The sequence below is a fragment of the Pontibacillus chungwhensis genome, assembly GCF_030166655.1.
GTDB lineage: Bacteria > Bacillota > Bacilli > Bacillales > BH030062 > Pontibacillus.
Genome location: NZ_CP126446.1, coordinates 3,154,219 through 3,178,606 on the forward strand (window position 1 = coordinate 3,154,219; position 24,388 = coordinate 3,178,606).

At 41.3% G+C, this 24,388-nt stretch carries 24 protein-coding genes, 1 riboswitch and 1 other annotated feature; of the genes, 7 read left to right on the forward strand and 17 right to left on the reverse strand.

Going from position 1 to position 24,388, the window contains the following annotated elements; genetic code table 11:
- Positions 1–399: 399 nt before the first annotated feature.
- The 9 genes from QNI29_RS16350 to QNI29_RS16390 all read right to left on the reverse strand — a co-directional run bounded on the left by QNI29_RS16350 (position 400) and on the right by QNI29_RS16390 (position 8,169).
- Positions 400–738 (reverse strand): rhodanese-like domain-containing protein, encoded by a 339-nt coding sequence (locus QNI29_RS16350; protein WP_231418761.1) that lies wholly within the window; start codon positions 736–738, stop codon positions 400–402.
- 22 nt (positions 739–760) lie between these two features.
- Positions 761–1,066 carry a rhodanese-like domain-containing protein gene (locus tag QNI29_RS16355; RefSeq protein ID WP_231418762.1) on the reverse strand — a complete coding sequence of 102 codons (306 nt, stop codon included), beginning with the start codon at positions 1,064–1,066 and terminating at the stop codon, positions 761–763.
- A 202-nt stretch (positions 1,067–1,268) separates the two neighbouring features.
- Complete coding sequence (gene leuS / locus QNI29_RS16360; protein ID WP_231418763.1) at positions 1,269–3,686, reverse strand: leucine--tRNA ligase; 2,418 nt, start codon at positions 3,684–3,686, stop codon at positions 1,269–1,271.
- 73 nt (positions 3,687–3,759) lie between these two features.
- Positions 3,760–3,976, reverse strand: a binding site (T-box leader).
- A gap of 60 nt (positions 3,977–4,036) precedes the next feature.
- The gene (locus QNI29_RS16365) at positions 4,037–4,984 is read right to left on the reverse strand and encodes a DUF2705 family protein (protein WP_231418764.1); all 948 of its coding nucleotides are present in this window, start codon (positions 4,982–4,984) and stop codon (positions 4,037–4,039) included.
- Positions 4,977–5,891 (reverse strand): ABC transporter ATP-binding protein, encoded by a 915-nt coding sequence (locus tag QNI29_RS16370; RefSeq protein WP_231418765.1) that lies wholly within the window; start codon positions 5,889–5,891, stop codon positions 4,977–4,979. Before QNI29_RS16370 ends, QNI29_RS16365 begins: the two co-directional genes overlap by 8 nt.
- A complete protein-coding gene (locus QNI29_RS16375; protein WP_231418766.1) occupies positions 5,884–6,588 on the reverse strand; it encodes an ABC transporter ATP-binding protein in 705 nt (234 codons plus the stop codon). The genes QNI29_RS16370 and QNI29_RS16375 overlap by 8 nt, the downstream gene beginning before the upstream one ends.
- Positions 6,589–6,960 (reverse strand): GntR family transcriptional regulator, encoded by a 372-nt coding sequence (locus QNI29_RS16380; protein ID WP_231418767.1) that lies wholly within the window; start codon positions 6,958–6,960, stop codon positions 6,589–6,591.
- A gap of 3 nt (positions 6,961–6,963) precedes the next feature.
- A complete protein-coding gene (locus QNI29_RS16385) occupies positions 6,964–7,746 on the reverse strand; it encodes a hypothetical protein (RefSeq protein WP_231418768.1) in 783 nt (260 codons plus the stop codon).
- 129 nt (positions 7,747–7,875) lie between these two features.
- Positions 7,876–8,169: a DUF2524 family protein gene (locus QNI29_RS16390; protein ID WP_231418769.1), complete on the reverse strand. Its 294-nt coding sequence runs from the start codon at positions 8,167–8,169 to the stop codon at positions 7,876–7,878.
- Positions 8,170–8,299: 130 nt separating this feature from the next.
- Here QNI29_RS16390 and QNI29_RS16395 point away from each other — a divergent pair, with 130 nt between their 5' ends.
- Positions 8,300–8,860, forward strand: a complete 561-nt coding sequence (locus QNI29_RS16395; RefSeq protein ID WP_231418770.1) for a tRNA 5-(aminomethyl)-2-thiouridylate-methyltransferase MnmM — start codon at positions 8,300–8,302, stop codon at positions 8,858–8,860.
- 87 nt (positions 8,861–8,947) lie between these two features.
- Here QNI29_RS16395 and QNI29_RS16400 read toward each other — a convergent pair whose 3' ends face one another.
- Together QNI29_RS16400 and QNI29_RS16405 are read right to left on the reverse strand one after the other, a co-directional pair.
- A complete protein-coding gene (locus QNI29_RS16400) occupies positions 8,948–9,985 on the reverse strand; it encodes a tetraprenyl-beta-curcumene synthase family protein (RefSeq protein ID WP_231419044.1) in 1,038 nt (345 codons plus the stop codon).
- A gap of 63 nt (positions 9,986–10,048) precedes the next feature.
- On the reverse strand, positions 10,049–10,825 hold the full coding sequence (locus tag QNI29_RS16405) for an alpha/beta hydrolase (RefSeq protein ID WP_231418771.1): 777 nt from the start codon (positions 10,823–10,825) through the stop codon (positions 10,049–10,051).
- Positions 10,826–10,901: 76 nt separating this feature from the next.
- Here QNI29_RS16405 and QNI29_RS16410 point away from each other — a divergent pair, with 76 nt between their 5' ends.
- A complete protein-coding gene (locus tag QNI29_RS16410; RefSeq protein ID WP_231418772.1) occupies positions 10,902–11,429 on the forward strand; it encodes a gamma carbonic anhydrase in 528 nt (175 codons plus the stop codon).
- Positions 11,430–11,473: 44 nt separating this feature from the next.
- Positions 11,474–12,358 carry a C39 family peptidase gene (locus QNI29_RS16415; protein WP_231418773.1) on the forward strand — a complete coding sequence of 295 codons (885 nt, stop codon included), beginning with the start codon at positions 11,474–11,476 and terminating at the stop codon, positions 12,356–12,358.
- On the opposite strand, the gene asnB is transcribed toward QNI29_RS16415, so the two are convergent.
- Both asnB and metK read right to left on the reverse strand, forming a co-directional pair.
- On the reverse strand, positions 12,351–14,258 hold the full coding sequence (gene asnB / locus QNI29_RS16420) for an asparagine synthase (glutamine-hydrolyzing) (RefSeq protein WP_231418774.1): 1,908 nt from the start codon (positions 14,256–14,258) through the stop codon (positions 12,351–12,353). The genes QNI29_RS16415 and asnB overlap by 8 nt on opposite strands.
- 297 nt (positions 14,259–14,555) lie before the next feature.
- Entirely contained in the window at positions 14,556–15,758 is a 1,203-nt protein-coding gene (metK, locus tag QNI29_RS16425) for a methionine adenosyltransferase (protein ID WP_231418775.1), read from the reverse strand.
- Between the two features lie 307 nt (positions 15,759–16,065).
- A riboswitch (SAM riboswitch) is annotated at positions 16,066–16,174 on the reverse strand.
- 502 nt (positions 16,175–16,676) lie between these two features.
- Here metK and pckA point away from each other — a divergent pair.
- A complete protein-coding gene (gene pckA / locus QNI29_RS16430) occupies positions 16,677–18,266 on the forward strand; it encodes a phosphoenolpyruvate carboxykinase (ATP) (protein ID WP_231418776.1) in 1,590 nt (529 codons plus the stop codon).
- Between the two features lie 633 nt (positions 18,267–18,899).
- On the opposite strand, the gene QNI29_RS16435 is transcribed toward pckA, so the two are convergent.
- Positions 18,900–19,676 (reverse strand): alpha/beta hydrolase family protein, encoded by a 777-nt coding sequence (locus tag QNI29_RS16435; RefSeq protein ID WP_231418777.1) that lies wholly within the window; start codon positions 19,674–19,676, stop codon positions 18,900–18,902.
- 93 nt (positions 19,677–19,769) lie between these two features.
- Here QNI29_RS16435 and QNI29_RS16440 point away from each other — a divergent pair, with 93 nt between their 5' ends.
- From QNI29_RS16440 to QNI29_RS16450, 3 genes are read left to right on the forward strand one after another with little or no spacing between them, the layout of a single operon-like run.
- Positions 19,770–20,765, forward strand: a complete 996-nt coding sequence (locus tag QNI29_RS16440; protein WP_231418778.1) for an ABC transporter substrate-binding protein — start codon at positions 19,770–19,772, stop codon at positions 20,763–20,765.
- Positions 20,766–20,770: 5 nt separating this feature from the next.
- The gene (locus QNI29_RS16445; protein WP_231418779.1) at positions 20,771–21,547 is read left to right on the forward strand and encodes an ABC transporter ATP-binding protein; all 777 of its coding nucleotides are present in this window, start codon (positions 20,771–20,773) and stop codon (positions 21,545–21,547) included.
- On the forward strand, positions 21,516–22,328 hold the full coding sequence (locus QNI29_RS16450) for an ABC transporter permease (protein ID WP_231419045.1): 813 nt from the start codon (positions 21,516–21,518) through the stop codon (positions 22,326–22,328). Before QNI29_RS16445 ends, QNI29_RS16450 begins: the two co-directional genes overlap by 32 nt.
- Positions 22,329–22,363: 35 nt before the next feature.
- Here the strand turns inward: QNI29_RS16450 and ytkD are convergent, their stop codons facing one another.
- The 3 genes from ytkD to QNI29_RS16465 form a co-directional block, all read right to left on the reverse strand.
- Positions 22,364–22,840, reverse strand: coding sequence for an RNA deprotection pyrophosphohydrolase (gene ytkD, locus QNI29_RS16455; RefSeq protein WP_231418780.1), 477 nt, complete (start codon positions 22,838–22,840; stop codon positions 22,364–22,366).
- 38 nt (positions 22,841–22,878) lie between these two features.
- Positions 22,879–23,469, reverse strand: coding sequence for a hypothetical protein (locus QNI29_RS16460; protein ID WP_231418781.1), 591 nt, complete (start codon positions 23,467–23,469; stop codon positions 22,879–22,881).
- A 538-nt stretch (positions 23,470–24,007) separates the two neighbouring features.
- Positions 24,008–24,367 (reverse strand): hydrolase, encoded by a 360-nt coding sequence (locus tag QNI29_RS16465; RefSeq protein WP_231418782.1) that lies wholly within the window; start codon positions 24,365–24,367, stop codon positions 24,008–24,010.
- Between the last annotated feature and the right edge of the window lie 21 nt (positions 24,368–24,388).

Genomic DNA, 24,388 nt, shown 5'->3' on the forward strand with positions numbered 1-24,388 from the left:
GTTCAGTTTTCAAAGATCAAATGTAACTTGTCCTCTTGTCGAGGAAAGTAATTATATGTTATCACATGTCTTAACATGGAGTCAATGAAAAATTAACATTTTCTTAATGTTTTCTTTTGCTCAATGTTGACTGTGCTGTGCGTTATCGCGACAGCAAAAACAATATTGCAGCATAGACCGAAAAACGTCAACGCATTTTTAATATTTTTTAAGATTTTATTAATAGTAGACTTATAATGCTTAGAAATAATAGATCTCCTAGATCGTCTTAGCAGTATTTTATACCACAGAATCGAAAGCTTTACATTTCCCCGTCAACACGCCAGAGATAAAAATCATCCTCCGACTGCTTCATCCAAAATAATAGCCGCCATCCACAAAGGATAGCGGCGACTCTCTTTACATAGGTTGAATATAATAAACCGATTGTTGTTTCTTTTTTCGAATCATTTTAGCAGCCATTCTGACTCCTCTTAGATCGTCACTAACAAGAACAATCTCCTTAGAGCATTCAAATTGTTCCTTTAATGCTCTAGGTAAATAAGAAAGAGGAATATTCTCTGCTTTTGGATAAGGGCTGCGATGAGCAGACACATAGTCTCTTACATCTATTACACAATAATCATCAGAGATAGAATGTTGATCGATCTTCTTCATATAGAGTAGGGGTGAAATAAATTGTTTAGTAATGAAAAAAGCCAATAAAATAAAAAGCGCCGTAAGACCTAACGTTTCCATGCTGTTACCCCCTTGCTATTTCTCATATAACTTCTCCATTCCAATCGAGCATTCCGCCAGCAAGATTAGTGGCAGTGAAACCATGTTGAGCTAAGTATAAACACGCATTCATACTTCTTACTCCAGCTCGACAGACAATAATATATTCTTGATCTTTATGAAAATAATTTAATGAATCAGGAATTTGTTGAAGAGGAATATGCTTAGCAGATGGAATCATTCCTTGTGCAACTTCCTCATATTCGCGTACATCTATTATATGTGTACGGACATTATTTTTTAGCATAACTTCTAATTCTGATGCAGTTAATTCTTGCACTTCATACACTGCTAGCCCCCCTTTTTTCTTATGCACTGCCTAATTTTATATCATTTTTTCTTGAAGTCAAGAGATACGTTTATGGGTATTTATCCCGATAAGAATACTTTGTTTTAAGGGGTTTTTAAGACAAAATTAAAAAAGCACCTCTCCATAGAAGCGCTTGAATAGATAAAAAAGAGACTGCTTTTTTAGCAGCCTCTTTCTCATTCTAGTTTGCAACGATATTAACAAGTTTCCCTGGTACCGCTATGACTTTACGAACGGTTTTACCTTCAATCCATTCCTGGATCGTCTCATCTGCCATTGCTAGTTTTTCTAATTCTTCTTTAGAAGCATCTTTAGGGGCATTCACTTTAGAGCGTACTTTCCCCATGACTTGAAGGACAATCTCTACTTCGTCATCGATTAATTTCGCTTCATCGTGTACAGGCCATGCTTCATAGCTAATCGTTCCTTCATGTCCCAGAATGCTCCACAGCTCTTCTGCAAGGTGAGGGGCTACTGGTGATAGCAACTTCATAAACCCTTCAGCATACTGTGCGGGGATTTCGTTAGCTTTATAAGCATCATTAATGAAGACCATCATCTGAGAAATAGCTGTGTTGAAGCGAAGAGCCTCAAAGTTTTCCGTTACCTTTTTCACCGTCTCGTGATAAGAGCGTTCAAGGTCTGTGCTTTGGCTTTCCTTAACAACTTTTTCAGAGAGACGACCATCGTCAGTAGCAAATAAACGGTAGACACGATCCAAGAATCGACGAGCTCCGTCTAATCCATTTGTAGACCAGGCTACAGAGGCTTCAAGAGGTCCCATAAACATTTCATACAGACGTAGTGTGTCCGCGCCATGCGTTTCGACGATATCATCAGGATTTACAACATTCCCTTTAGACTTACTCATCTTTTCATTATTTTCCCCAAGAATCATACCCTGATTGAATAGACGTTGGAATGGTTCTTTTGTCGGTACCACACCAATATCGTAAAGGAATTTGTGCCAGAAACGAGCATATAGAAGGTGAAGAACCGCATGTTCCGCCCCGCCGATATACATATCAACCGGTAACCACTCTTTAAGTTTTTCAGGATCAGCTAGTTGCTCACTGTTATCAGGATCAATATAACGAAGGAAGTACCAGCAACTACCAGCCCACTGAGGCATTGTATTCGTTTCACGACGACCTTTCATGCCTGTATCAGGATCAACTACATTTACCCAATCTTCAATATTGGCAAGAGGGGATTCTCCTGTTCCTGAAGGTTTGATATTTTCCGTTTTCGGTAGTTCTAGTGGAAGATTTTCTACTTTTTCCGCCGTAACTGAACCGTCTTCCCAGTGAATGACAGGGATTGGTTCACCCCAGTAACGTTGGCGACTAAATAACCAGTCTCGAAGGCGATAAGAGGTTTTCTTTTCCCCTTTCCCTTCTGCTTCAAGCCAGTCAATTGCTTTTTGAATGGCTTCTTCCTTATCTAATCCATTCAGAAAGTCTGAGTTGATGTGCTTACCGTCTTCCGTGTAAGCCTCCTCTTCAACATTCCCACCTTCTACTACAGCACGGATTGGAAGATCAAACGTTTTAGCAAATTCATAGTCACGCTCATCATGAGCTGGAACGGCCATAATAGCACCAGATCCATAAGACATTAGCACATAATCCGCTACCCAGATTTGGATGCGTTCTCCATTTACAGGGTTCACGGCATATGCACCTGTGAAGACACCCGTTTTCTCCTTAGCAAGATCTGTACGCTCTAAGTCACTCTTCTTCGTCACTTCATTAAGATAGCTTTGAACTGCTTCTTTCTGTTCAGCCGTAACGATTTGTTCTACAAAAGGATGTTCTGGAGCCAACACCGCATACGTAGCACCGAATAGAGTGTCCGGGCGAGTAGTGAATACAGTGAACGTTTCATCGTGTCCATCCACATCGAAGTGAACGTCCGCTCCTTCTGATTTCCCGATCCAGTTACGTTGCATATCTTTAATGCTTTCAGGCCAGTCAAGCTCTTCAAGATCTTCAAGTAAACGATCGGCATAGGCTGTAATCTTAAGCATCCACTGCTTCATCGGTTTACGAATAACAGGATGCCCGCCACGTTCACTCACGCCGTCTACTACTTCTTCGTTGGCAAGAACGGTCCCAAGTGCAGGACACCAGTTAACAGCCACTTCATCTACGTAAGCTAGGCCTTTTTCATATAGTTTCGTGAAGATCCATTGAGTCCACTTATAGTAATTGGGATCTGTTGTATTTACTTCACGGTCCCAATCATAAGAAAAGCCAAGTGCTTGAATTTGGCGACGGAAGTTATCAATATTCTGCTTGGTAAATACAGCAGGATCATTCCCTGTATCAAGGGCATATTGTTCAGCCGGAAGACCAAATGCGTCCCACCCCATTGGATGAAGAACTTCATATCCTTGCATACGTTTCATACGAGAAACAATATCTGTAGCTGTCATTCCTTCAGGGTGCCCAACGTGCAGACCAGCTCCTGATGGATAAGGGAACATATCTAGTGCATAGAATTTGTCTTTATCACTACTGCTGTCAGCTTTAAAAATTTTCTCCCCAACCCAGTAGTCTTGCCATTTCTTCTCGATCGATTTATGATCGTATGCCATTCCTGTGACCTCCTAGAACTTGTACTGAATAATGTGATTTTCGGTTATAAAAAAATAAACCTCTCGCCCCAAACTCTGGGACGAGAGGTTTACAATACCCGTGGTACCACCCAAATTAGCGCCAACTGACGCTCACTCGAATCCTTAACGCGGAGTACGGCGAACCCTACTCATTCGTTCAGGATCGCAACATCAAAGGGGAGTTCATAAAGGCCAAGGATAGCTTCCACCAACCGCTACCTCTCTACGTTCTTGACACATTTACTACTAGTCCTTATCACAGTTATTCAGACCGTTTGTTATGATAATAAATTGTAAGCAATTCTTCCACCAATGTCAAGGCAGCCTGACTAAACCGCTATATCCCGCTTCTTGAACGAAATGTACGTAAGCACATGGAAGATAATCAAATAACTTATTATGATAAATAATGAAAAGGCAGGCGTAACGTCAAACAGCGGCTGCGTCAGGTGCTGTGCAAATTCATTGTGAGCGAACAAAAGATATTTGGCCCATTCATACCCTTGCAATAAATTCATGGCCGGATAAGTGGCAAATGATAAAAACATACTTAACCCAATTGCGAGTCCATTTGACCTAAAAAGAGTTGCGATCATAAAAGCAACCGTCCCCATTACTACTAAATTCACCATAGAATATACATACGCTTGGAGAACTTCAACAATAGCTGGCCACTCTGACACAGTCTCCCCGTTCCATGTTAAATACGTATAAGAATCAAATGGGAAGAAAAGTCCTGAAACTAGTGCACATACCAATAACAATCCTGTAATCGCTACGGAAAACAGCAGCACAGTCACATATTTACTATAAAGAAGCTTCCCTCGAGTTGCCGGGCGTATGGCTAGAAGTTTAATGGTTCCTTTCGAAAATTCATTCGCAATAATTCCGGAGGCAACAATAATGACGAATAGCACTAAGAAAGAAAAGAATAATACAGAATTGTTAACAGTAGACCAATAAGTCCCCCCTTCAAGCGGGGCTAATTCATGATCGATTCGATACTGCGCTAATTCTATTTGCTCTACAGCATCTTTATACTGATTTGAAGAAGGCGCCACTCCCTCTTTACGTGTTTCGTATGCACTAATCTGTTGTTGAAGTTGCTCTTCCCATGTAGGGGATTGGGCAGGGTTGTCGTTATTGCTATAATCCCACCTTAAGAGTCCAACGATTCCAAACACAGCTACCACCAATATAATGGCCATAATCCACGTACTTTTCCGCTGGAGTAATTTCATCCATTCATTACGAATTAAATTAAAAAAGTTACCCAACCTGCTCACCTCCGGTCACTTTAAGAAACTCATCTTCTAAGGTCGATTTCGTTTTCGCTATGCCATAAACCAGAACCCCTTCTTCTACGAGGGCTTTATTATACTGAGGCACTTCACTCTCGGGGATTGATAATAAAAGAGAACGTTCGTTAACCTCTCCCTCCACATTCTCAAACACTTCCTCGAGGACCTCCTTGGCACGAAGCGGTTGGTCAACCGTAAATGTCCAATTAGACGTGTCCGTTTCCTCTTTTACTGTTCGAACGTCAATCAGTTTACCTTTTTGTATAATTCCTACACGATCACACATAAGCTCAATTTCAGAAAGAAGGTGACTAGACACTAGTATACTAACTCCTTCATCGCGAGCAATTTTCCTTAAATAGGTGCGAAATTCACGAATCCCCGCAGGATCTAAACCATTTGTTGGTTCATCTAGGATTAAGAATTTAGGTTTATGAAGAATCGCTTGCGCTAAGCCCAGGCGCTGTCTCATCCCCAGGGAATACGTCTTCACTTTTTCATGAATACGTGAAGCGAGCCCAACCTGATCAACCACTTCTTGAATTCGATCTTTGGTGACTCCTTTATGCATACGAGAAAAGTGAACCAGATTCTTGTACCCTGACATGTAATTATATAACTCCGGATTCTCAACAATGGCACCGACCTGACTGATTGCTTCCTCATAATCTTCAAGTAAAGAAGTTCCTCCGATTACGACATTTCCGCCAGTCGGCTTCATAAGACCTACCATCATCCGGATGGTGGTGGTTTTACCAGCGCCGTTAGGACCTAGAAAACCAAATACTTCACCTTCATACAGATCAAGGTCTAAATTATGAATGATGGTCTTATTTTTAATATCTTTTCGCAAGCCCTTTAATTGCACCACAGAATCAGCCATCGATGTGCCCTCCTTCGTATAAATGTTCCATCCATCCCACAATGTCTCTTCCATTTGATCGAATATCGTCCACTAGTTCATGTCCAAGTACTTGGCCCTCTCTAATCACAAGAACTTCGTCTAGAACAGGTTCAATTTCTCTGATTTCATGAGTTGTAATAATCAAGGATTGTGCGTCAAGGTCCACAAAGCGGATCAAGCCTTTTACAATCGCATTCCTTACCATAGGATCTAAGCCAGAGAAAGGTTCATCCAATAAGATATAAGGAACTTTACGTGCCAAGGTAATCGTCATCTTTAAGCGTCCTTTATTCCCTTTGGATAACGTCTTTACCTTTTGGTCCTTCCTTAACTTCATAAATGACAGGATTTCTTCTGCTTTCTCTCGGTCTAAATCATTAAATTGAGAAGCAAAATAGTCAACCGCTTCTCCTACTGTAAAGAATGGATAGACATGATCAAGCTCTGACATATAGGCGACCATACGACTAATGCCTCGGTCCACTTTTTGGTCATCCACTGTAACCTCGCCACTTGTCGGGCGGAGTAAACCAGCTATAAGTTTCAGAGTGGTCGACTTCCCACTTCCATTCTCACCGACTACTCCTATCACCTTGCCCTTCTCTAAGTTAAACGTCACGTCACGGAGCGCTTTATGTTTTATATACCGCTTTGATACATGTTGAAATGAGATCATTTAATTTCCCTCCCCTTTCGCCTTCGCTTGAAGACCTTGTATCATTTCGTTTTCTGAAAAACCTAGTTGCTTCATTTCTGTTATGAACCGATCGATTTGACGTTCTTTCAGCTCTTCACGCAGCTGATTTAGACGCTTCTGATCCTCTGTTACAAATGTTCCTTGCCCTCTTCTTGACTCCACAATCGTTAATTGTTCCAACTCCCGGTATACGCGCGATACCGTGTTCGGATTAACCCCCGTATCAACCGCATATTCTCGAACAGAAGGTAATTTGTCCCCAGGCATACGATCTCCCCTTACGATTTCATTTGATAAGCGATCCATAAGTTGCTGATAAATTGGTCTGTCTTGTTGAAAATCAATCGGCATCGGTTACACCTCAACTTTTCGATCAAGAATATATGCAGCGACAAAGTAATAGAAAACGCTGAACAATATATTCACTATGTTTTCTCCGTAACTAAAAGGAACTGTTTCTAATTCATTGACGTTATAATTGTTATTGAAAAAATCATATATAGAAGGGAAGAGCTGACTTGGATCAACTTTGACTTCTGTCCAGGAATTGAACGTCATCATTAATCCCGAATCCAAAATCCAAGACTCCACCAACATAAGTCCAATAGCTAAAATCAAGACAAGGAGGAGTCCCCATTTCCCTGTATATTGATTCACCAACCGATACACGGACCAAAGCAGCAAAACAAAAACCCCTAATACTACAGCTTGATAAAAGATGTACCCATTAGCGATCAAAGCACCTTTTACCAAATCGCTAAAGATGAAACTCAATTCCCCAGAAGAGAAGAAGAGAAAAAGTAAAAGAGCGCTAAAAATAATCATGGACACTACCATAAACAAAGCCCCATTTAAGAACTTAGCTCCGAGCATCTTGTGAATTGATTGAGGAGAATGAAGCCAAATGTGTAGGTTTGACCCTTCTTTATTTAACGAAAACAATAAGTAACCAGCCAGATAAAAGATATGCAATGTAAGGATAATGACAAGCGGAATACTAATGAACGGCTCCTGACCTTTTGCTTTGAGCCACAAATAGACTACGGCCGTGATCAATACTCCTAGTGAAATTAACAGAGTATGAAACAGCCAAGATAATTTCCACTCCTTTTTCCAAAGCCCTTGAAATGCAGTCATAGTTAACTTCCTCTCATTATGAATTAGTGTACTAGTTGAATAGTACACTAATTCATAATGACCCGTCAATCCTTTTTTGGAAACTTTTTGAATAAAAAAGATCCTGCACTCATGTGCAGGATCCTTGACCTATTGCTGTTTGTATTCCCCTAAATCTTCATGATCTAAGATCATATCATTTAATACTTGTGTAACTTGCAGATGCAAACGGTGAAGTTGATCTTTTTGCTGATGGTTCGCACTATGCATCAGCTTTTGAATTTCAGTTTCTGCTTCTTCTAAGCCAAGTTGCACCTGGCTATATTCGTCACTTGGTTGATAACCGACTTGGTTTGCTTGTTCTAATTGTTCTCTGGCAGCTTCCATTTTTCTCTTTGCCACTTCTACCATATTTTCTATGGAATCACGTGTCGCCATCATCATCACCTCATTCCTATATTGTGCAAGAGGGCTATTCCTATGCATTTCAATTCGCTTTTGCTATTTATATATACGTGCTACAATTCATGATAGGAAAAGCTTCGAAGAACATCAGAAGAAGGAGATCTTATGTATGTTGTACCGTATTTTAGATTATGCTCATTACTTGTTAGAACAATCAATCGAGCCCGGCGAAACCGCTCTTGATGGTACAGCCGGAAATGGACACGATACTGTCTTTTTAAGCAAGCTGGTTGGTGAAAAAGGGAATGTGCTGTCATTTGACATCCAGGAACAAGCCATAGAATCCACTCATGACCGCTTAGTGGAACACAATATTTACAACGTTAATCTTATTATGGATAACCATGCTCATTTTAAGAAGTATATAGACGAAGACGCCGTCCTAGGTGGGGCAATTTTCAACCTTGGTTATCTACCCGGGAGTGATAAATCAGTCGTAACTGAAGCTGTTTCCACTCTTGAGGCCGTCCAAGGGATTCTTGAAAGACTCAAAAAGAAAGGGATATTAGTACTTGTCGTCTACCACGGGCATGAAGGTGGACAACAGGAAAAAGAAGCTCTTCTTAAATCCCTCTCAAAATTAGACCAAAAACAATACAATGTCCTGCGGTACGGATTTTTAAATCAAGTCAATACGCCGCCATTCATTCTGGCCATCGAGAAAAAATAAAACACAAAAGCGTGCCAGACACCCTTTAGTAAGGTAAAGGGTGTCTGGCACGCTTTATTATAGTAAAGCAAAAATAAAAACCGGCTCTTATGCGAGACCGGGCTTTATTTTGTGATAGAGCTTAGAATTCATATAGAAAAATTTAGCTTTTGTCCCGCTTACATTTAATAGCTCTTTTACTAATGGGCGAGCTCCTTGGAGTTTCTGGACCTTAGAATCAGCCAGATAAAGTCCAACAAGACCTTTTTGCACCATATGGTGGAAAGAGGAATGAGGAAGCGGGTTTACATGCTGTTTCGTTTGATCAATAAAATACAGGAAACGTTCCTTCATATGATCTTCATGATCATAATATGTACAGAAATTCAAGTCCCCTTCTTCGAGGTCTTCCTGTTGATCAATGTAGTAATCCAATAAGATATGAAGCCCCTGCATATACGGGAAGTATCCATCGTAGACTTGTGAAGCCACCTCTGGCGTTAAATGTTCACCATGCGCATAGGATACCAGGCAGAAGATGCCTAGCGTGGAGCCTGAACAAGCCGAAAATTCATACCAACTTAAGTCCTCCCATCGGTTCTGATAGTCATCAAACCACCTTTTCAAACGAGGGACACGTTCATCCATCTTCACATGTTTATGAACTTGCAAATCACAATACAAATCCGCTAATTCATATAAATAAGATTGAATCTGTTGATAATTTGATAACTGTCCAAGAAGGTTCTGGCAAGTCTTCACAAGATCTTGTAAGTATCCTCCATCATCCTTCTCTTCACGCTCTTTATAGTAGTCACGTATCGGATTCCCGGGCGTCAGGGCATCCCTCATCGAGAAGTGGAGTGCTCTGAAATCCTCAGGATCAAGGGAGGTACTCCGGTCACAGAGGTTGTCTAAGTAATCCGATATGGTTTGATACGCCACCACAAATTGAATGGCATTGTTTCGATTGTCTCCTGCTAAAATTGCATAAATCGAGCCACCCTCACAGTGGAATGTTTTGTCTTCAATTGAGTCGAGTGCTTGTTTACGAAGCTCCTCATTCGGAATCTGTTCAGCTCGATTTTTCCAATAACTTAATTCCCTGTGGACCTGAGGGAATATCTTCCGATAGATCGTAGCCATTAATGGAACGGCACGTTTTGGTATGGAAGCCAAAGGAAGCAACCTCCTTTTTATACAACTATTCTAAAGATGCATTTCTACAAACGATTTCGCATAGTGAAATACATCTTCTTTTTCAGGGTCATTAAAGATCTCATGATATAATCCTTCCCATTCTTTATAAAATTTTTCATGAATGTGGAGTGAATTAAACCATTTCAATGTCGCCTCTTTATTTACTATTTTATCATCCCCAGCTTGCATCACAAGCGTAGGAACATCTTGATAGGTGTCAATTTTGTTAAAAGCACGCTCGATCCCTTTTTCAAACTCCTTATACCAGCGTACAGAAACCTTTTTTAACATTAAGCGGTCTCCCTGGTCTCTTTTAAGAACGTCAACATTCCTCGTTACGTGTTCTGGATTCAAATTGCCGTTTAATTGTAACTTAGGCACCACAACATTCAATCCCTTAGCTACGACCTGAAGAGGTTTTGGAGGTGGGTTTTTTATGCCTAGCCCCGGTGATGAAAGAACGACGGCTTTCAAGGGCAACTCGTTTTCCTCCAGCAGCCGGATTGCAGCAAGTCCACCCATACTATGCGCTAGCAAGAAGATAGGTAAATTTGATTTCATCGCCTCGTTGATCCAGCTAGCAATCTCTTCTAAATACTCTTCAAAGTGGTCGATGTGCCCTTTGATCCCTTCATGATTCCCATGAGCCGGAAGGTCACCATAAACCACCTCATATCCCTCGCTCACCCAGCGGTTCGCCAAGTCATTATACCTACCTGAATGTTCGAAGGCTCCATGAACGATGACTATAATCCCTTTAGCATCTTCTACGGTAATATGCTTCATCCAATCATCCTCTCCCCTATAGGGTGCTGTCATTTGTTATACTTATAATATCAACACAATCGAACGGAGGATTCAAATGATCTACCCTTATAAAGGACATATGCCAACCATTCATGAAACGGCCTATATTGCTGATGACGTCATCATTACTGGAGATGTCACAATAGAAGAAGAAGCAAGCATCTGGTTTAAGACCGTTATAAGAGGTGACGTCGATCGGGTGCATATTGGCAAGCGTTCAAACATCCAAGACCAAAGCATGCTCCACCAAAGCCCCGGGAAACCGTTACTCATTGAAGACGATGTCACCATTGGTCACCAAGTCATGTTACACTCAAGCATCATTAGACAAAACGCCCTAATCGGTATGGGATCGATTGTTCTCGATGGGGCTGAAATCGGAGAAGGTGCCTTTATCGGTGCAGGAAGTTTAGTCCCGCCTAACAAAAAAATCCCTTCAAACACCCTTGCATTTGGACGCCCTGCTAAAGTTATTCGAGAATTAACCGATGAAGACATTAGGGATATGGAACGAATTAGAAGAGAATATGTGGAAAAAGGACAGTACTATAAAACGACCACCCCCAGTCGTCCAAATCTCTAAAACCAACCTTTGAAAGTCTCATTTATTAGGAGGCGTTTGCTTTTATGTATGTTCTGCTATTTTCCACTTCTGTGGTTCTAGCTGTACTCCTTTGGACAGTCAGCCAAAAACAAACCTCTTATAAACGTTTATTAAAATGGTATAGTGCCCTTTTTGTGATCTGCTCCTTAACTCTAGGGACATTCACCGTTCAGAAACATAAAGATGACATAAGAGAATCTGTCCAAGGCTTGTGGAAAGAAACCTCCAAGGTTCAACACGTATCAGCTAATCAAAAGAACACAGAAGATGGAACGATAAAGAACCCTCTAATTGAACAATACCATCTTAAATCAGAAGTGCATATCGATGTCGAAGCGGTCAATCAGTACCCTGAACTACCAAGGGGATGCGAAGTCACCTCTTTAAGCATGCTTTTACAACATCACGATTACGACGTAGATAAAATGACGTTAGCCAAAAAAGTTCAAAAGTCTGAACAAGCCTATCAGAATATCGACGGTCAAATTCATTTCGGTGATCCTAATGAAGGGTTCGTTGGTAACATGTACAACTTAAGTGAACCTGGATTTGGCGTTTATCATAAACCGATTGCCAAACTTACACGCCAGTATGCAGGAGACCGTGTAATTGATTTCTCAGGAGGAAGTTTCTATGAGATCCTCGAGCATCTAGATGACGGACATCCCGTTTGGATCATTACGAACACCCTTTACCAATCACTACCTGATTCTTATTTTGAACAGTGGATAACTCCCAACGGAACCAAACGGATTACCATGAAAGAGCACTCCGTTGTAATAACAGGTTATGATCAAGACTTTATGTATTTCAATGATCCCTTAACAGGTAAAAAGAAAAAAGCACCCAAAGACGACTTTAAAGAAGCCTGGGTGCAAATGGGAAAGCAAGCAATTACCATTAAGTAATGGTAAGCTTGCTTTTTGTTTGGTCTTCACTAATTAATTCTTCGATGGGAAATTTCCGTTCAACGAAGATTTGATGCCAGAGCATAAACATCAATACCGTCCATATTTTACGAGAATAATCTCCCTTTCCTTGAACGTGGTCTTCAAGCAACTTAGAGACAGCCTGCTTATCAATCAAATGATCTGTCTCACTTTCCTGAATAAGGGTTTTTGCCCATCCGTTCAATTCGTTCTTTAACCAGTGACGCATTGGAACAGGGAATCCTAACTTCTTACGGTCAAGGACATGGTCAGGAACAATTCCACGTGAAGCTTTACGTAAAATGGACTTTGTCGTTCCATCAGCAATCTTCATATCAACCGGAATTTCACGTGCTACATTAAAGACTTCTTTATCAAGGAATGGAACACGAAGCTCAAGGGAATGAGCCATTGTCATCTTATCAGCCTTTAGTAAGATATCACCGCGCATCCATGTGTGAATATCCACATACTGCATCTGGTTTACAGGGTGATAAGCATCTGCGTTTTGATATAGCGAGCGTGTAAGGGATTGGTAGTTCGCATGTTTATGATAATCTTTAAGAAGCTGCTGCTTCTCCGCTTCTTCAAACATCTTCGCATTCCCAATATAGCGCTCACGCAACGGGGTCGTGCCTCTTTCTAAGAAACTTTTCCCTTTTACGCCTTCTGGCATAACCTTAGCAACACGAGAAAGCAAGCTCTTTGCCATACCTGGCATTGAGTCAAACATCTTCAAGGATTCAGGTTCTCGGTAAATGTTATATCCTCCGAATAATTCATCAGACCCTTCACCAGAAAGTACAACGGTCACATGCTTTCTCGCCTCACGTGCTACAAAATAAAGCGGAACACAAGCTGGATCCGCTAAAGGATCATCCATATGCCACATGATTTTTGGAAGCTTTTGAACGTATTCTTCTGGTGTAATGATGTAAGAATGATTCTCTACACCAAGTTTCTCAGCTGTTTCTTTGGCCACATCCACTTCAGAAAAGCCTTCACGCTCAAACCCAACGGAGAACGTTTTTAAGTTCGGGTTGAACTCGCGCGCCATAGCAACAATAATTGAAGAATCGATTCCTCCGGATAAGAACGATCCAACAGGCACATCACTTCGCATATGCTTGTTGACTGAATCGTACATCACGTCCTGAATACGTTTAATCCATTCACTCTCGCTTCCTGCCACCTGAGTAAAAGTAGCATGCCAATAACGGTGGAACTTGATCGTTTTCCCTGGCTTTTTCACGAAATAATGACCAGGCTCTACTTTAGATATTCCATCTGTCAGTGTAAGAGGTTCCGGAACATACTGATAACTTAAATAATGTTGCAATGCTTCTGTGTTAACGAGCTCATTCTCCTGAAGGAGGGTGATGCTTTTCTTCTCAGAAGCGAAATAAGTGCCATCACTTTGTTCACTATAGAACAATGGTTTAATGCCAAATGGGTCACGTGCACCGTAAAAGGTTTGCTCTTCCTTATCCCATATTAAAATAGCGAACATACCACGAAGGTACGAAAAAGCTTCTTCTTGTTTAGCTTTAAATAAGGCCGCTATTACCTCTGTATCCGATTCTGTTTCAAATGTATACCCTTGCTTTTGAAGGTCTTCACGAAGCTCTACATAGTTATAGATCTCCCCGTTAAACACCATCCAAATCTTTTCGTCATCATAACTTAGTGGTTGATGACCGCTTTCTATATCAATAATACTTAAACGACGAAAACCAAAAGATATGTAATCATCATGATAATACCCTTCATCATCTGGGCCACGATGAGTAATAATGTCGTTTCTTCGCTTAAAAGACTGTTTTTGTTCTTCATCTACTGGAGATGGAACGTCTCGAATGACACCAATAAAACCGCACATACGAAGATCCTCACTTTCATTCACACTTTGATGTTTCAGTTTATCACAAAATGGTTGTAATTGTCAGAGACCACTCGATATCCTTCTCACCGAGCTGGTTTCCATACAAAACTACATGCATGCTTCACAATTATTCGTTTTACCCGTAAATTTATCGTCGGTAACGCTTAAGTTAAAATTATACCATGATTCCGACAGACTCTCACATTTTATCATGTTTTCACCGGACAAAGGACATGAGATTATCGTTCAGAACAAAAAAAGCATGGAACTGCCAGGCAATTCCATGCTCTTACGTTATTTAGAAGTCAATAATTGTTTTAGGTCCTCTGCTTTATCCGTTTGCTCCCATGGGAACTCAACGTCTGTACGACCGAAGTGACCATAAGCTGCTGTATCACGATAAATTGGACGGCGTAGGTCTAACATTTTAATGATGCCAGCTGGACGAAGATCGAATTTCTCACGAACCGCTTCAACTAACGTCTCTTCTGAAACTTTCCCTGTACCAAATGTGTTAATAGAAATGGAAACAGGTTGAGCCACGCCAATTGCGTAAGCTAACTGAACTTCACAAGAATCTGCTAATCCTGCAGCGACTATATTCTTCGCTACATATCTGGCAGCATAAGCTGCTGAACGGTCAACTTTCGTTGCATCTTTACCACTAAATGCTCCACCACCGTGACGGGCATATCCGCCGTAGGTATCCACGATAATCTTACGGCCTGTTAAACCAGCATCCCCTTGAGGTCCGCCGATTACAAAGCGACCAGTCGGATTAATGAAATATTTAGTTTGCTCATCAAGTAGTTCTGTCGGAACAATCGGAGCAATGACATGTTCTTTTAAATCCTTTTGAATTTGTTCTAGTGTTATTTCTGGGTGATGCTGAGTGGAGATGACAATCGTGTCAATACGAACAGGTTGATCATGTTCGTCATACTCTACGGTAACCTGAGTTTTACCATCAGGACGAAGGTAAGGAACGGTTTCATCATTGCGCACGTCAGACAAACGTTTCGCCAGTTTATGAGCTAAAGAGATTGGAAGTGGCATTAGTTCAGGAGTTTCGTTATTTGCATAACCAAACATTAACCCCTGGTCTCCCGCACCAATATTCTCAATTTCACGATCAGTCATTTGACCTTCTCGTGCTTCAAGCGCTTCATTTACTCCTGCAGCAATATCAGGTGATTGTTCATCAATTGCTGTTAATACAGCACACGTTTCTGCATCGAAACCATATTTCGCACGCGTGTAGCCAATATCCTTAATCGTATTACGGACAATTGATTGAATATCCACGTACGTATTTGTTGAGATTTCCCCTGATACAAGAACTAACCCTGTTGTAACAGTTGTTTCACATGCTACGCGAGCGTTAGGATCATTTTTTAAGATTTCATCTAGTATAGCATCAGAAATTTGGTCACAGATTTTATCCGGATGCCCTCCTGTAACTGATTCTGATGTAAACAAGCGGCGATTTGCAGCCATTCCCTCAAACTCCTCCTTTAAAATACTCTTATCTTTGAGACGGAACTCATCACCCAGCTATCTATCTCAGTAAAATAAACCAGCAGGTTGTGCACTCCTTAATTACAGGAAATAGCATCACTTCAAACCAACATACCGGTATTTATTCATATATTATAAACGAATGAAAAATCTACATGAGAAAACCTCGAAATCCGCTAAATATAGCAAATGCCGATGATTTACCATTATACCTTTAAAGCTTTAGAAACTTTTGAAAGTATAAAAAATCCCTTCCCATAACGAGCAAAGGGAAAGGGTCCATTCGCTCTTATCGTTCAAGGATCTCTCCCTGCATCAGGTTAGCACCTTTTCATGTATAAATGACGGTTGCTGGGTTTCATAGGGCCTGTCCCTCCACCTTCTCTGGATAAGATAGTTTCCGTTCGCGACTTATCATAACGTTTTCGCCCCCTTCTGTCAACTAAGTAGAGAGCGTTATCAATGCTCTTTGACGCTACATGTACCATTATTTCTGTTCATTTTGTAACCCGTTCTATAAGCTTTTTCATAAAGATAACTCTTAAAAAGGAAAAAGCTACTCGAACATCGAAGTAAATTAAGGAATCAAATCGGTAGCTATTTGTTCTGTTCTCTAATAACCTTTATATAGCACCGATCATTTTCTAGCTCACATCCTTGCTACCATCTCCTATCTTTTTAATTTATTTTACATTTATAGTCACAAATTCGCCGTAATTTCATTATAAAATAGTATGGACTAATAAAATGAATGTGTTATACTAATTACAAATTGCATCTGATCCGCTATTTAAAACCCCGGATTGGATAATAGAATGCATAGGCATTTACGTAATTTAAAATGGCTTTGGCAAAGATCCAAAGTTCAAAATTTAAAATAAAGGCAGGTTCTTGAGCATGAATACGGTGAATCAAGCGTCCATAATCAAAGAATTAATTACACAACCTAACGTATTAACCAATTTATGTGTGGGAGAACTCGTTGAAAAAGTTCTTCAGCGGAACGAAGGTACATTAACAGCAACAGGAGCGATCAGAGCCGAAACAGGACGTTATACTGGCCGTTCGCCTCAAGATAAGTTTACCGTGAAAGACGAAGTTTCAAAAGACACTGTAGACTGGGGAAGTGTAAACCAACCAATTTCAGAGGAGATTTTTGAAAACCTTTACCATAAAGTAGTTGATTTCTTAAAGGAAAAAGAAGAGGTATTTGTATTTAATGGTTTTGCTGGAGCAGACGAACGCTACCGTTTACCAATCCAAATTATCAACGAACGTGCATGGCATAATCTTTTTGCTCACCAACTATTTATTCGTCCAACAGAAGATGAACTCGCCGAACATGTAAGCGAATTCACTGTAATATCTGCCCCTTCCTTTAAAGCAGATCCAGCCCAAGATGGCACGAATTCAGAAGCCTTCATAATGGTCTCATTCAAACACCGCGTCGTCCTAATCGGTGGTACAGAATATGCTGGAGAAATTAAAAAGTCGATCTTCTCCGTTATGAACTACCTTCTACCTGAACAAGATGTACTCCCAATGCACTGTTCTGCTAACGTTGGAAAAGAGGGAGATGTAGCGTTATTCTTCGGACTTTCCGGTACTGGGAAAACGACCTTATCCGCCGATCCAGAGCGTCGTTTAATTGGTGATGACGAGCATGGATGGTCAAATCGTGGCGTATTCAATATCGAAGGTGGATGTTATGCAAAATGCATTAATCTATCTGAAGAAAACGAGCCTCAAATCTATAAAGCTATTCGGTTCGGGTCTGTTCTTGAGAATGTCATCTTGCACCCAGGTACCAGAGAACCTGACTACGATGATACAACTTTAACAGAGAATACAAGAGTCGCTTACCCAATCCAGAACATCCATAATATCGTTGAGCCAAGTATCGCTGGTCATCCAAATACCATTATCTTTCTTACAGCGGATGCTTTCGGCGTCTTACCACCGATTAGCAAGCTGACTAAGGAACAAGCGATGTACCATTTCTTAAGTGGATATACGAGCAAACTAGCAGGAACAGAACGAGGAGTGACAAGTCCAGAAGCAACATTCTCCACGTGTTTCGGCTCTCCATTCCTACCTAGGCATGCATCAACCTATGCGGAAATGCTTGGAGAGAAGATTGATCAGTTCAACTCAAACGTATTCCTTGTAAATACAGGATGGACTGGCGGCGCATATGGGGAAGGTCATCGCATGAAGCTTGGCCACACCCGCGCTATGATTCATGCAGCTCTAGAAGGAGAACTCAATTCTACTGAAACAGTTGTCGATCCAATCTTCGGACTAGAGATCCCTGTTCATTGTCCTGGAGTTCCAGATGATGTATTAATTCCAAAGCGCACTTGGAAAGATGAAAACGAATATGAAGAGAAAGCTCATGAACTTGCTACCAAGTTCCATGAGAACTTCAAGAAATTTGACGGGGTCAGCGAAGAAATCCGCAAATCAGGCCCAACGTTCAGAACGTAAATTTCGCTCCCACATCTCCAAATATATAAATAAACGGCTATCCTCTAAAGGATAGCCGTTTTTATTGTTTGGCTCTGTTAAAATTTAGTGCTGTGTATAAGCTTATTCCAGAATAGGATAGGGTTACTTAAAACTCGATGCTGGGACATTTAAGTTTAGATGGGGCCGTTATGTTGATGAGAGTAAGGGGTGACTGGGGAACGACTCGCTTTCCACGGGCGAGCTGTCGAGCCTCCTCAATCGCTACGCTCATTCCGGGGTCTCGTCTACCTCTTTCTCCCGTAGGAGTCTCCCCGTTCCCCAGTCACCCCTTATTAAAATATGCGAAACGGCCCCGCAACTTAATTGTTGGCACAGATTCACCATTCCCCCTCCTAATTCGGCTTGTTTCCGTTCCTTCAACATTTGGCAAAGGTGGTTCGGGAAATTGCGAGACTCCTGTGGCAAGAGGAGCCTAGGGAAGACCCCACAGAGAGCGTTAGCGAACGAGGAGGCTTCCCAGCTCGCCGCGGAAAGCGAGTGATTTCCCGAACCACCTTACGCTTAATTAGCGCTAACGGAAACATTTCCTCACTTTCAAGTACTCCTTTTAGAGGGGGGATTACATGGAACACTGTAAATCAACCAAAAAGCCTATTGCTTGAGCCAATCTGTTAATTGCTGCACAGTTCTTCTGTTAATTTGAGGTGGAAAGTAATGATCCAAATCATGATAGATCCAACTCGTATGCGGTATGTCAAACTCCCTTAATTTTTGTTCAAGAAGACGAGCGTGTTCAACAGATACATTTTGGTCTTTAGCCCCGTGAATGATGCAGACCGGGGTACGCAATTCCCCTATTTTACCTAGCGGAGTCCTGGCTTCAAAACGTTCAGGATATTTGTTAGGCCCTCCACCGACGACACGTTTTAGCATTCTCCTTAGATCGACCCTCTCTTCATAGGTTAAACCTACATCTGTAACTCCTCCCCAGCATACAACCTTATGAATCCCAGGTACCTCAAGGGCTGTCCATAGTCCCATTACTCCACCGCGGGAGAAACCAAATACGTTTACTTCTCCGTTCACTTTTGGATGATTAAATAATAACCTTGCTCCATTATGGCCATCTTCACGGTCCTTTAAGGCAAAATCCTCTCGTCCCTCTCCGCCCATATTTCCACGATAACAAGGTGCGAACACAACAAACCCTTGTGCAGCAAATTGAACAATTCTACCGATTCGAACCTTACCAACACCCTTAATGCCTCCACGTAAGTATAAAAATCCCGGGTATTCTCCCTCTTCTTTCGGCTCAACTAAGAAACCTTTTACTCTGAGTCCATCACTCCAGTACGTCACTAGGAACACGTTTAAATCTGGATGAGGGGAAGGATATCGTTGACTTGATAGGATCGTACCATCTTGCATAAGAAAACTCCTTTGTAGGCATTCACACAATTTTTAGCAGCGACATACGATAACGTAGCTAATGATAATGATCTTACAGGAGGATTACCCGTAATGAAAAAGATTCGCTTTCTTTTATATGTTTCGCTGCTTGCTTTACTTACATTCCCCTTAGCTGCATGTTCTCAATCGCCTACAACGATTAAAGTAGCTGAAGTAACGCGCTCGATCTTCTATGCTCCACAATACGTAGCTTTAGAGAAAGGTTTTTTCGAAGATGAAGGCCTTGAGGTTGAATTAGCCACTACTTGGGGTGGAGACAAAACAATGACCACTCTTCTATCTGATGGGGCAGATATTGCTCTAGTTGGCTCTGAAACGTCCATTTATGTCTATGCAAGAGGAGCTTCAGACCCTGTCATTAACGTAGCTCAGCTTACCCAAACAGACGGTACTTTCCTGGTTGCCCGAGAGGAACAGCCCGATTTTAAATGGGAGGATTTAAAGGGAAGTACCTTCCTTGGACAGCGGAAGGGCGGAATGCCACAAATGGTCGGAGAATATGTGTTAAAAGAGAAAGGAATTAACCCTAAAGAGGACCTTACATTGATTCAGAATGTAGACTTTGCCAATATCCCAAATGCCTTTGCTTCTGGTACAGGAGATTACGTACAACTGTTTGAACCAACTGCTAGTATCTTTGAGCGTGAAGGAAAAGGTCACATTGTTGCCTCCTTTGGTGAAGAGTCGGGTCATGTCCCTTATACAGTTTTCATGGCTAAGAACAGTTTCTTAGAAGAGAACCCAGAAGAAATGAAAAAGTTCACGCGTGCTATATATAAAGCTCAGCAGTGGGTGCAAAACCACTCAGCGGGAGAAATCGCCGATGTTATTCAACCCTATTTTGAAGACACGGAACTGGAATTAATCGAAACGGTTGTCGATCGTTATAAAAGTCAAGGGTCCTATGCTGAAAACCCTGTTCTTGATAAAGAAGAATGGAACAACCTAAAGGCAATTATGGAAGAAGCGGGAGAACTCCCAGAAGATGTAGATCATGAGACGCTCGTTAACACGGACATTGCAGAAGACGTAATGAATAAGGAGTGAACACAATGACTTTCCTCAGCCTTGATCAGATCACTCACCATTACTTCTCAAAACAAGGGTTCACGAAAGCCATTGAAGACATCTCGCTTTCTGTTGAGGAAGGACACTTTATTTCCTTCCTCGGCCCTAGCGGCTGCGGAAAGACGACACTACTATCCATCATAGCCGGATTACTGACTCCAACAGAAGGAACCGTAACCATTCAACAGCAGCCAAGTGACCACAATAATATTGGTTACATGTTGCAGCAAGATTATTTGTTCCCATGGAAGACCATACAAGAAAACGTTCTACTTGGTCCTCATATTCAAGGGACGGTCACGGAAATGAAAAAAGAGAAAGCTCTTCAAATCTTAAAAGAAATCGGCCTTGAGAGTGTTATATCTTCTTATCCAAGCCAACTTTCAGGAGGGATGCGACAACGCGCTGCTTTAGCAAGAACCCTCATGACAGACCCGAAGCTCCTGCTACTTGATGAACCTTTCTCCGCACTTGACTATCAGACCAAACTAAAACTTGAGAATCTCGTATCAGATACCTTGAAACAATACAAGAAAACCTCAGTATTAGTCACTCATGATATTGGGGAAGCAATCGCGATGAGTGACACTGTGTATGTGCTTAAAGCTCGCCCTGGGAGGATTGCAAAAACGTTTCAAGTTCCTGACCATTTACGCAATCTCACTCCATTTGAAGCAAGACAACACGCTGACTTTAATGATTTGTTCCAAACTATTTGGAAGGAGTTAGATCAGCTTGAATCCGAATCAAACGCAAGATGAAGCTCGTTTTAAACAGTATTTAAAGCATCTTCAAAAAGAAAAACGTTCTATATTTCTATGGCAATTGTTGATCTTCATCAGTTTTTTTAGTTTATGGGAAGTGAGCAGTCGATTAAGATGGGTAGATCCCCTCCTCTTTAGCTCACCAGCTAAAATTGGCGATTTATTAGTAACGAAAATAACAGATGGATCAATCTTCCTTCATATGCGTGTAACCCTGCTCGAAACGATAGCGGGCTTCGTCCTTGGCACACTCTTAGGAATCGTTCTAGCGGCCGCCTTGTGGTGGTTCCCTAAGCTCTCGAAAGTCATTGACCCTTATCTTGTAATATTAAATGCAATGCCTAAAGTAGCGCTTGGGCCTATTATTATCGTAGCCCTTGGACCTGGGTATTTCTCGATCATAGCGATGGGTGCAATAATATCGGTAATCATTACCACCATTGTGGTCTATTCGGCTTTTCAAGGTGTCGACCGAAATTATGTTAAGGTGCTCTCAAGCTTTGGGGCAAATCGATTTCAGATTTTTAAAGAAGCCATCCTTCCCGCGTCTTCACCTACCATTATATCGACCTTCAAAGTGAACGTCGGACTCTCATGGGTTGGGGTTATTGTGGGAGAATTTCTTGTTTCTCAGAAAGGATTAGGCTACTTAATCATTTACGGATTCCAAGTTTTTGATTTCACATTAGTCCTTTCAAGCCTTATGATCATTGCGATCTTTGCTGCCATTATGTATCAACTTGTTGAACGGCTAGAACGAAAACTCATTAGAGAATAAAGAATGAAAAAGAAAAAAACTCAGCTTCTCGGAAGTTAATCCAAGAGCTGAGTTTTCTTAATGTAGTCTAAGCTGTGAGGCAATACCTCATCTTTCATCATGAAACTAAATTGAGAGTTTCGCTCTAACCCTTTCGGTAACGAATCTAAGCAAACAGGTCCTTTCGTTTCGAAATAAGATTCCTGTTTAGTCAGATTAGAGATGGTTGCAAAATAAATGTTTTTTATTATACATCCACCTTTTCCGTCTACATGATACTGACCGATATAGGATAAAGCTTCTACCTCTCCACCGGTTTCCTCCATCACTTCGCGAATCGCCGCTTGTTCTGGAGTCTCTCCTTCTTCCACTTTCCCACCAGGAAACTCAATTCCCCGGTCTTTGTGTTCTGTAAGAAGCCATTTTCCATTGTAACGGCTAATGACCCACACATGTTTCGGGTATTCAGAAAAAGGATGATCGGTAAAAGAAAGCTTCACTTCATTATGGTAATAATCATAAAACGTAATCAATAACGATCAACTGCCTTTATTGCTTCATTTCCTATTCACTATGAATGGTTTATGCCATCAATAACCCAACCTTCATCTGTGTGCATAAAGAAAAATGAAACAGTGTACTGTCCGTATAGTTCGCTTGTGTTCTCTTGAGTCACTTTAATACGGTCACCTTTTACTGTTTCGGTGGTATACGACTCATTTTCTTTAAACCAAGGTGGTGTATCAGTTGGAAGGATATACAGTCCATTATTATATTCTTTATAATAAAAATCAACATATTCCTTAGCAACTGATTTTTTTGCTATGGATGAGAACGACTCAATTAACGCTTCTTTACTATCATATGCAGCGACTCTATAGCCTTGATTGGACTCTTGTATGAGTTGATCCATAAATTGATTGGTAAGAGATATTATGGTTTCTTCTGTTAAAACAGTTTTCTCCTCCACTTCGTTTACAGAAGATGTAAGTACAGGTTTTTCTTCTTGTTTTTGGTGGAACGTAATGTCTGTATGACCGGTGTGATCACTTCCTGATAATTGGTTCTCGGCACTTAGTGATGAAGGCTGTTGATTTGATATCACTATTAGTAACGCTACCAAAATAATAGGAATGATTGCAATAGACTTACCTAGGTTCATAACTGTTGCCCCCTGTTTCTTATGATGTGTTACTAACCTTTTTTCCTTTTACAGCATGAAATAAACTCGAAATCAAACAATTTGATTCCGAGGAGGAGAAGAAAATGAGAAAGACTGCACAACTTTGCTTCATTTTGCAGGGGGCTCGCAATTTCTCGCACAACCTTGCCATATGTAGATAACGGAAACATACCAAATTACAAAGCAAAATGCTGAGTCTACCCCAGGAATTAGCTGTGGGGCCGTTAAACCAATTTTGGCAAGGAGTGTCTGGGGGACGAGGAGACTCCTGCAAGAGGAAGAGGTTGACGAGACCACGGACTGAACGAAGTGAAGGAGGAGGCTCGACAGCTCGCCTGCGGAAAGCGAGTCGTTCCCCAGACACCCCTAGCCCTTTATACATAAAGGCCCCTTCCACACTGAAGGGTCTCAGCCTCGAGCCTTCACCCCATCCTATTCTTGAATAACTTACTAGCATCACAAACCGTTGAGGTACGCAATCCTCAAGAAGAGGTCACTCGTTGAGTGACCTCTTCTTTTATGCTAGGGGATCGTGTTCTCCATAAATTCTGGCCGAGTCTTCATCATGATCCATACCAATCGACTTAATAAATTCCTTCGTTTTGTCGTCTCCCAGTTCATAAATCATTTTATAAGCCTCTCGCATGGAATAATCATAATCATCATTCTCCGAATCCTCGGAGTAATGGCGAAATGGAATATGAGATCGCCAAAACGACCGCTCATCTGCCCCAAACACCTCGTTTAGAACTTGCCGCAACCTAAACATTTCTTCCTCTGTTGCTTGGATGGTAAAGACATCGTTATTGCCATCTCTAATTTGAGAAATTTCTCGAGAGCCCAGGTTGATATAAAACGTTCTTTTTTTATTTTCCATAAACTTCACCCTCCTATCCTA

Coding starts and splice junctions, on each gene's coding strand:
- QNI29_RS16370 (WP_231418765.1), bottom strand. CDS start 5,891: ATGGCTGATTCTGTGGTGCAATTAAAGGGCTTGCGAAAAGATATTAAA.
- QNI29_RS16440 (WP_231418778.1), top strand. CDS start 19,770: ATGAAAAAGATTCGCTTTCTTTTATATGTTTCGCTGCTTGCTTTACTT.
- QNI29_RS16350 (WP_231418761.1), bottom strand. CDS start 738: ATGGAAACGTTAGGTCTTACGGCGCTTTTTATTTTATTGGCTTTTTTC.
- QNI29_RS16460 (WP_231418781.1), bottom strand. CDS start 23,469: ATGAACCTAGGTAAGTCTATTGCAATCATTCCTATTATTTTGGTAGCG.
- QNI29_RS16390 (WP_231418769.1), bottom strand. CDS start 8,169: ATGATGATGGCGACACGTGATTCCATAGAAAATATGGTAGAAGTGGCA.
- QNI29_RS16415 (WP_231418773.1), top strand. CDS start 11,474: ATGTATGTTCTGCTATTTTCCACTTCTGTGGTTCTAGCTGTACTCCTT.
- QNI29_RS16395 (WP_231418770.1), top strand. CDS start 8,300: ATGTTGTACCGTATTTTAGATTATGCTCATTACTTGTTAGAACAATCA.
- asnB (WP_231418774.1), bottom strand. CDS start 14,258: ATGTGCGGTTTTATTGGTGTCATTCGAGACGTTCCATCTCCAGTAGAT.
- QNI29_RS16400 (WP_231419044.1), bottom strand. CDS start 9,985: ATGGCTACGATCTATCGGAAGATATTCCCTCAGGTCCACAGGGAATTA.
- pckA (WP_231418776.1), top strand. CDS start 16,677: ATGAATACGGTGAATCAAGCGTCCATAATCAAAGAATTAATTACACAA.
- metK (WP_231418775.1), bottom strand. CDS start 15,758: ATGGCTGCAAATCGCCGCTTGTTTACATCAGAATCAGTTACAGGAGGG.
- QNI29_RS16465 (WP_231418782.1), bottom strand. CDS start 24,367: ATGGAAAATAAAAAAAGAACGTTTTATATCAACCTGGGCTCTCGAGAA.
- QNI29_RS16375 (WP_231418766.1), bottom strand. CDS start 6,588: ATGATCTCATTTCAACATGTATCAAAGCGGTATATAAAACATAAAGCG.
- QNI29_RS16405 (WP_231418771.1), bottom strand. CDS start 10,825: ATGAAGCATATTACCGTAGAAGATGCTAAAGGGATTATAGTCATCGTT.
- leuS (WP_231418763.1), bottom strand. CDS start 3,686: ATGGCATACGATCATAAATCGATCGAGAAGAAATGGCAAGACTACTGG.
- QNI29_RS16385 (WP_231418768.1), bottom strand. CDS start 7,746: ATGACTGCATTTCAAGGGCTTTGGAAAAAGGAGTGGAAATTATCTTGG.
- QNI29_RS16410 (WP_231418772.1), top strand. CDS start 10,902: ATGATCTACCCTTATAAAGGACATATGCCAACCATTCATGAAACGGCC.
- QNI29_RS16380 (WP_231418767.1), bottom strand. CDS start 6,960: ATGCCGATTGATTTTCAACAAGACAGACCAATTTATCAGCAACTTATG.
- QNI29_RS16435 (WP_231418777.1), bottom strand. CDS start 19,676: ATGCAAGATGGTACGATCCTATCAAGTCAACGATATCCTTCCCCTCAT.
- QNI29_RS16445 (WP_231418779.1), top strand. CDS start 20,771: ATGACTTTCCTCAGCCTTGATCAGATCACTCACCATTACTTCTCAAAA.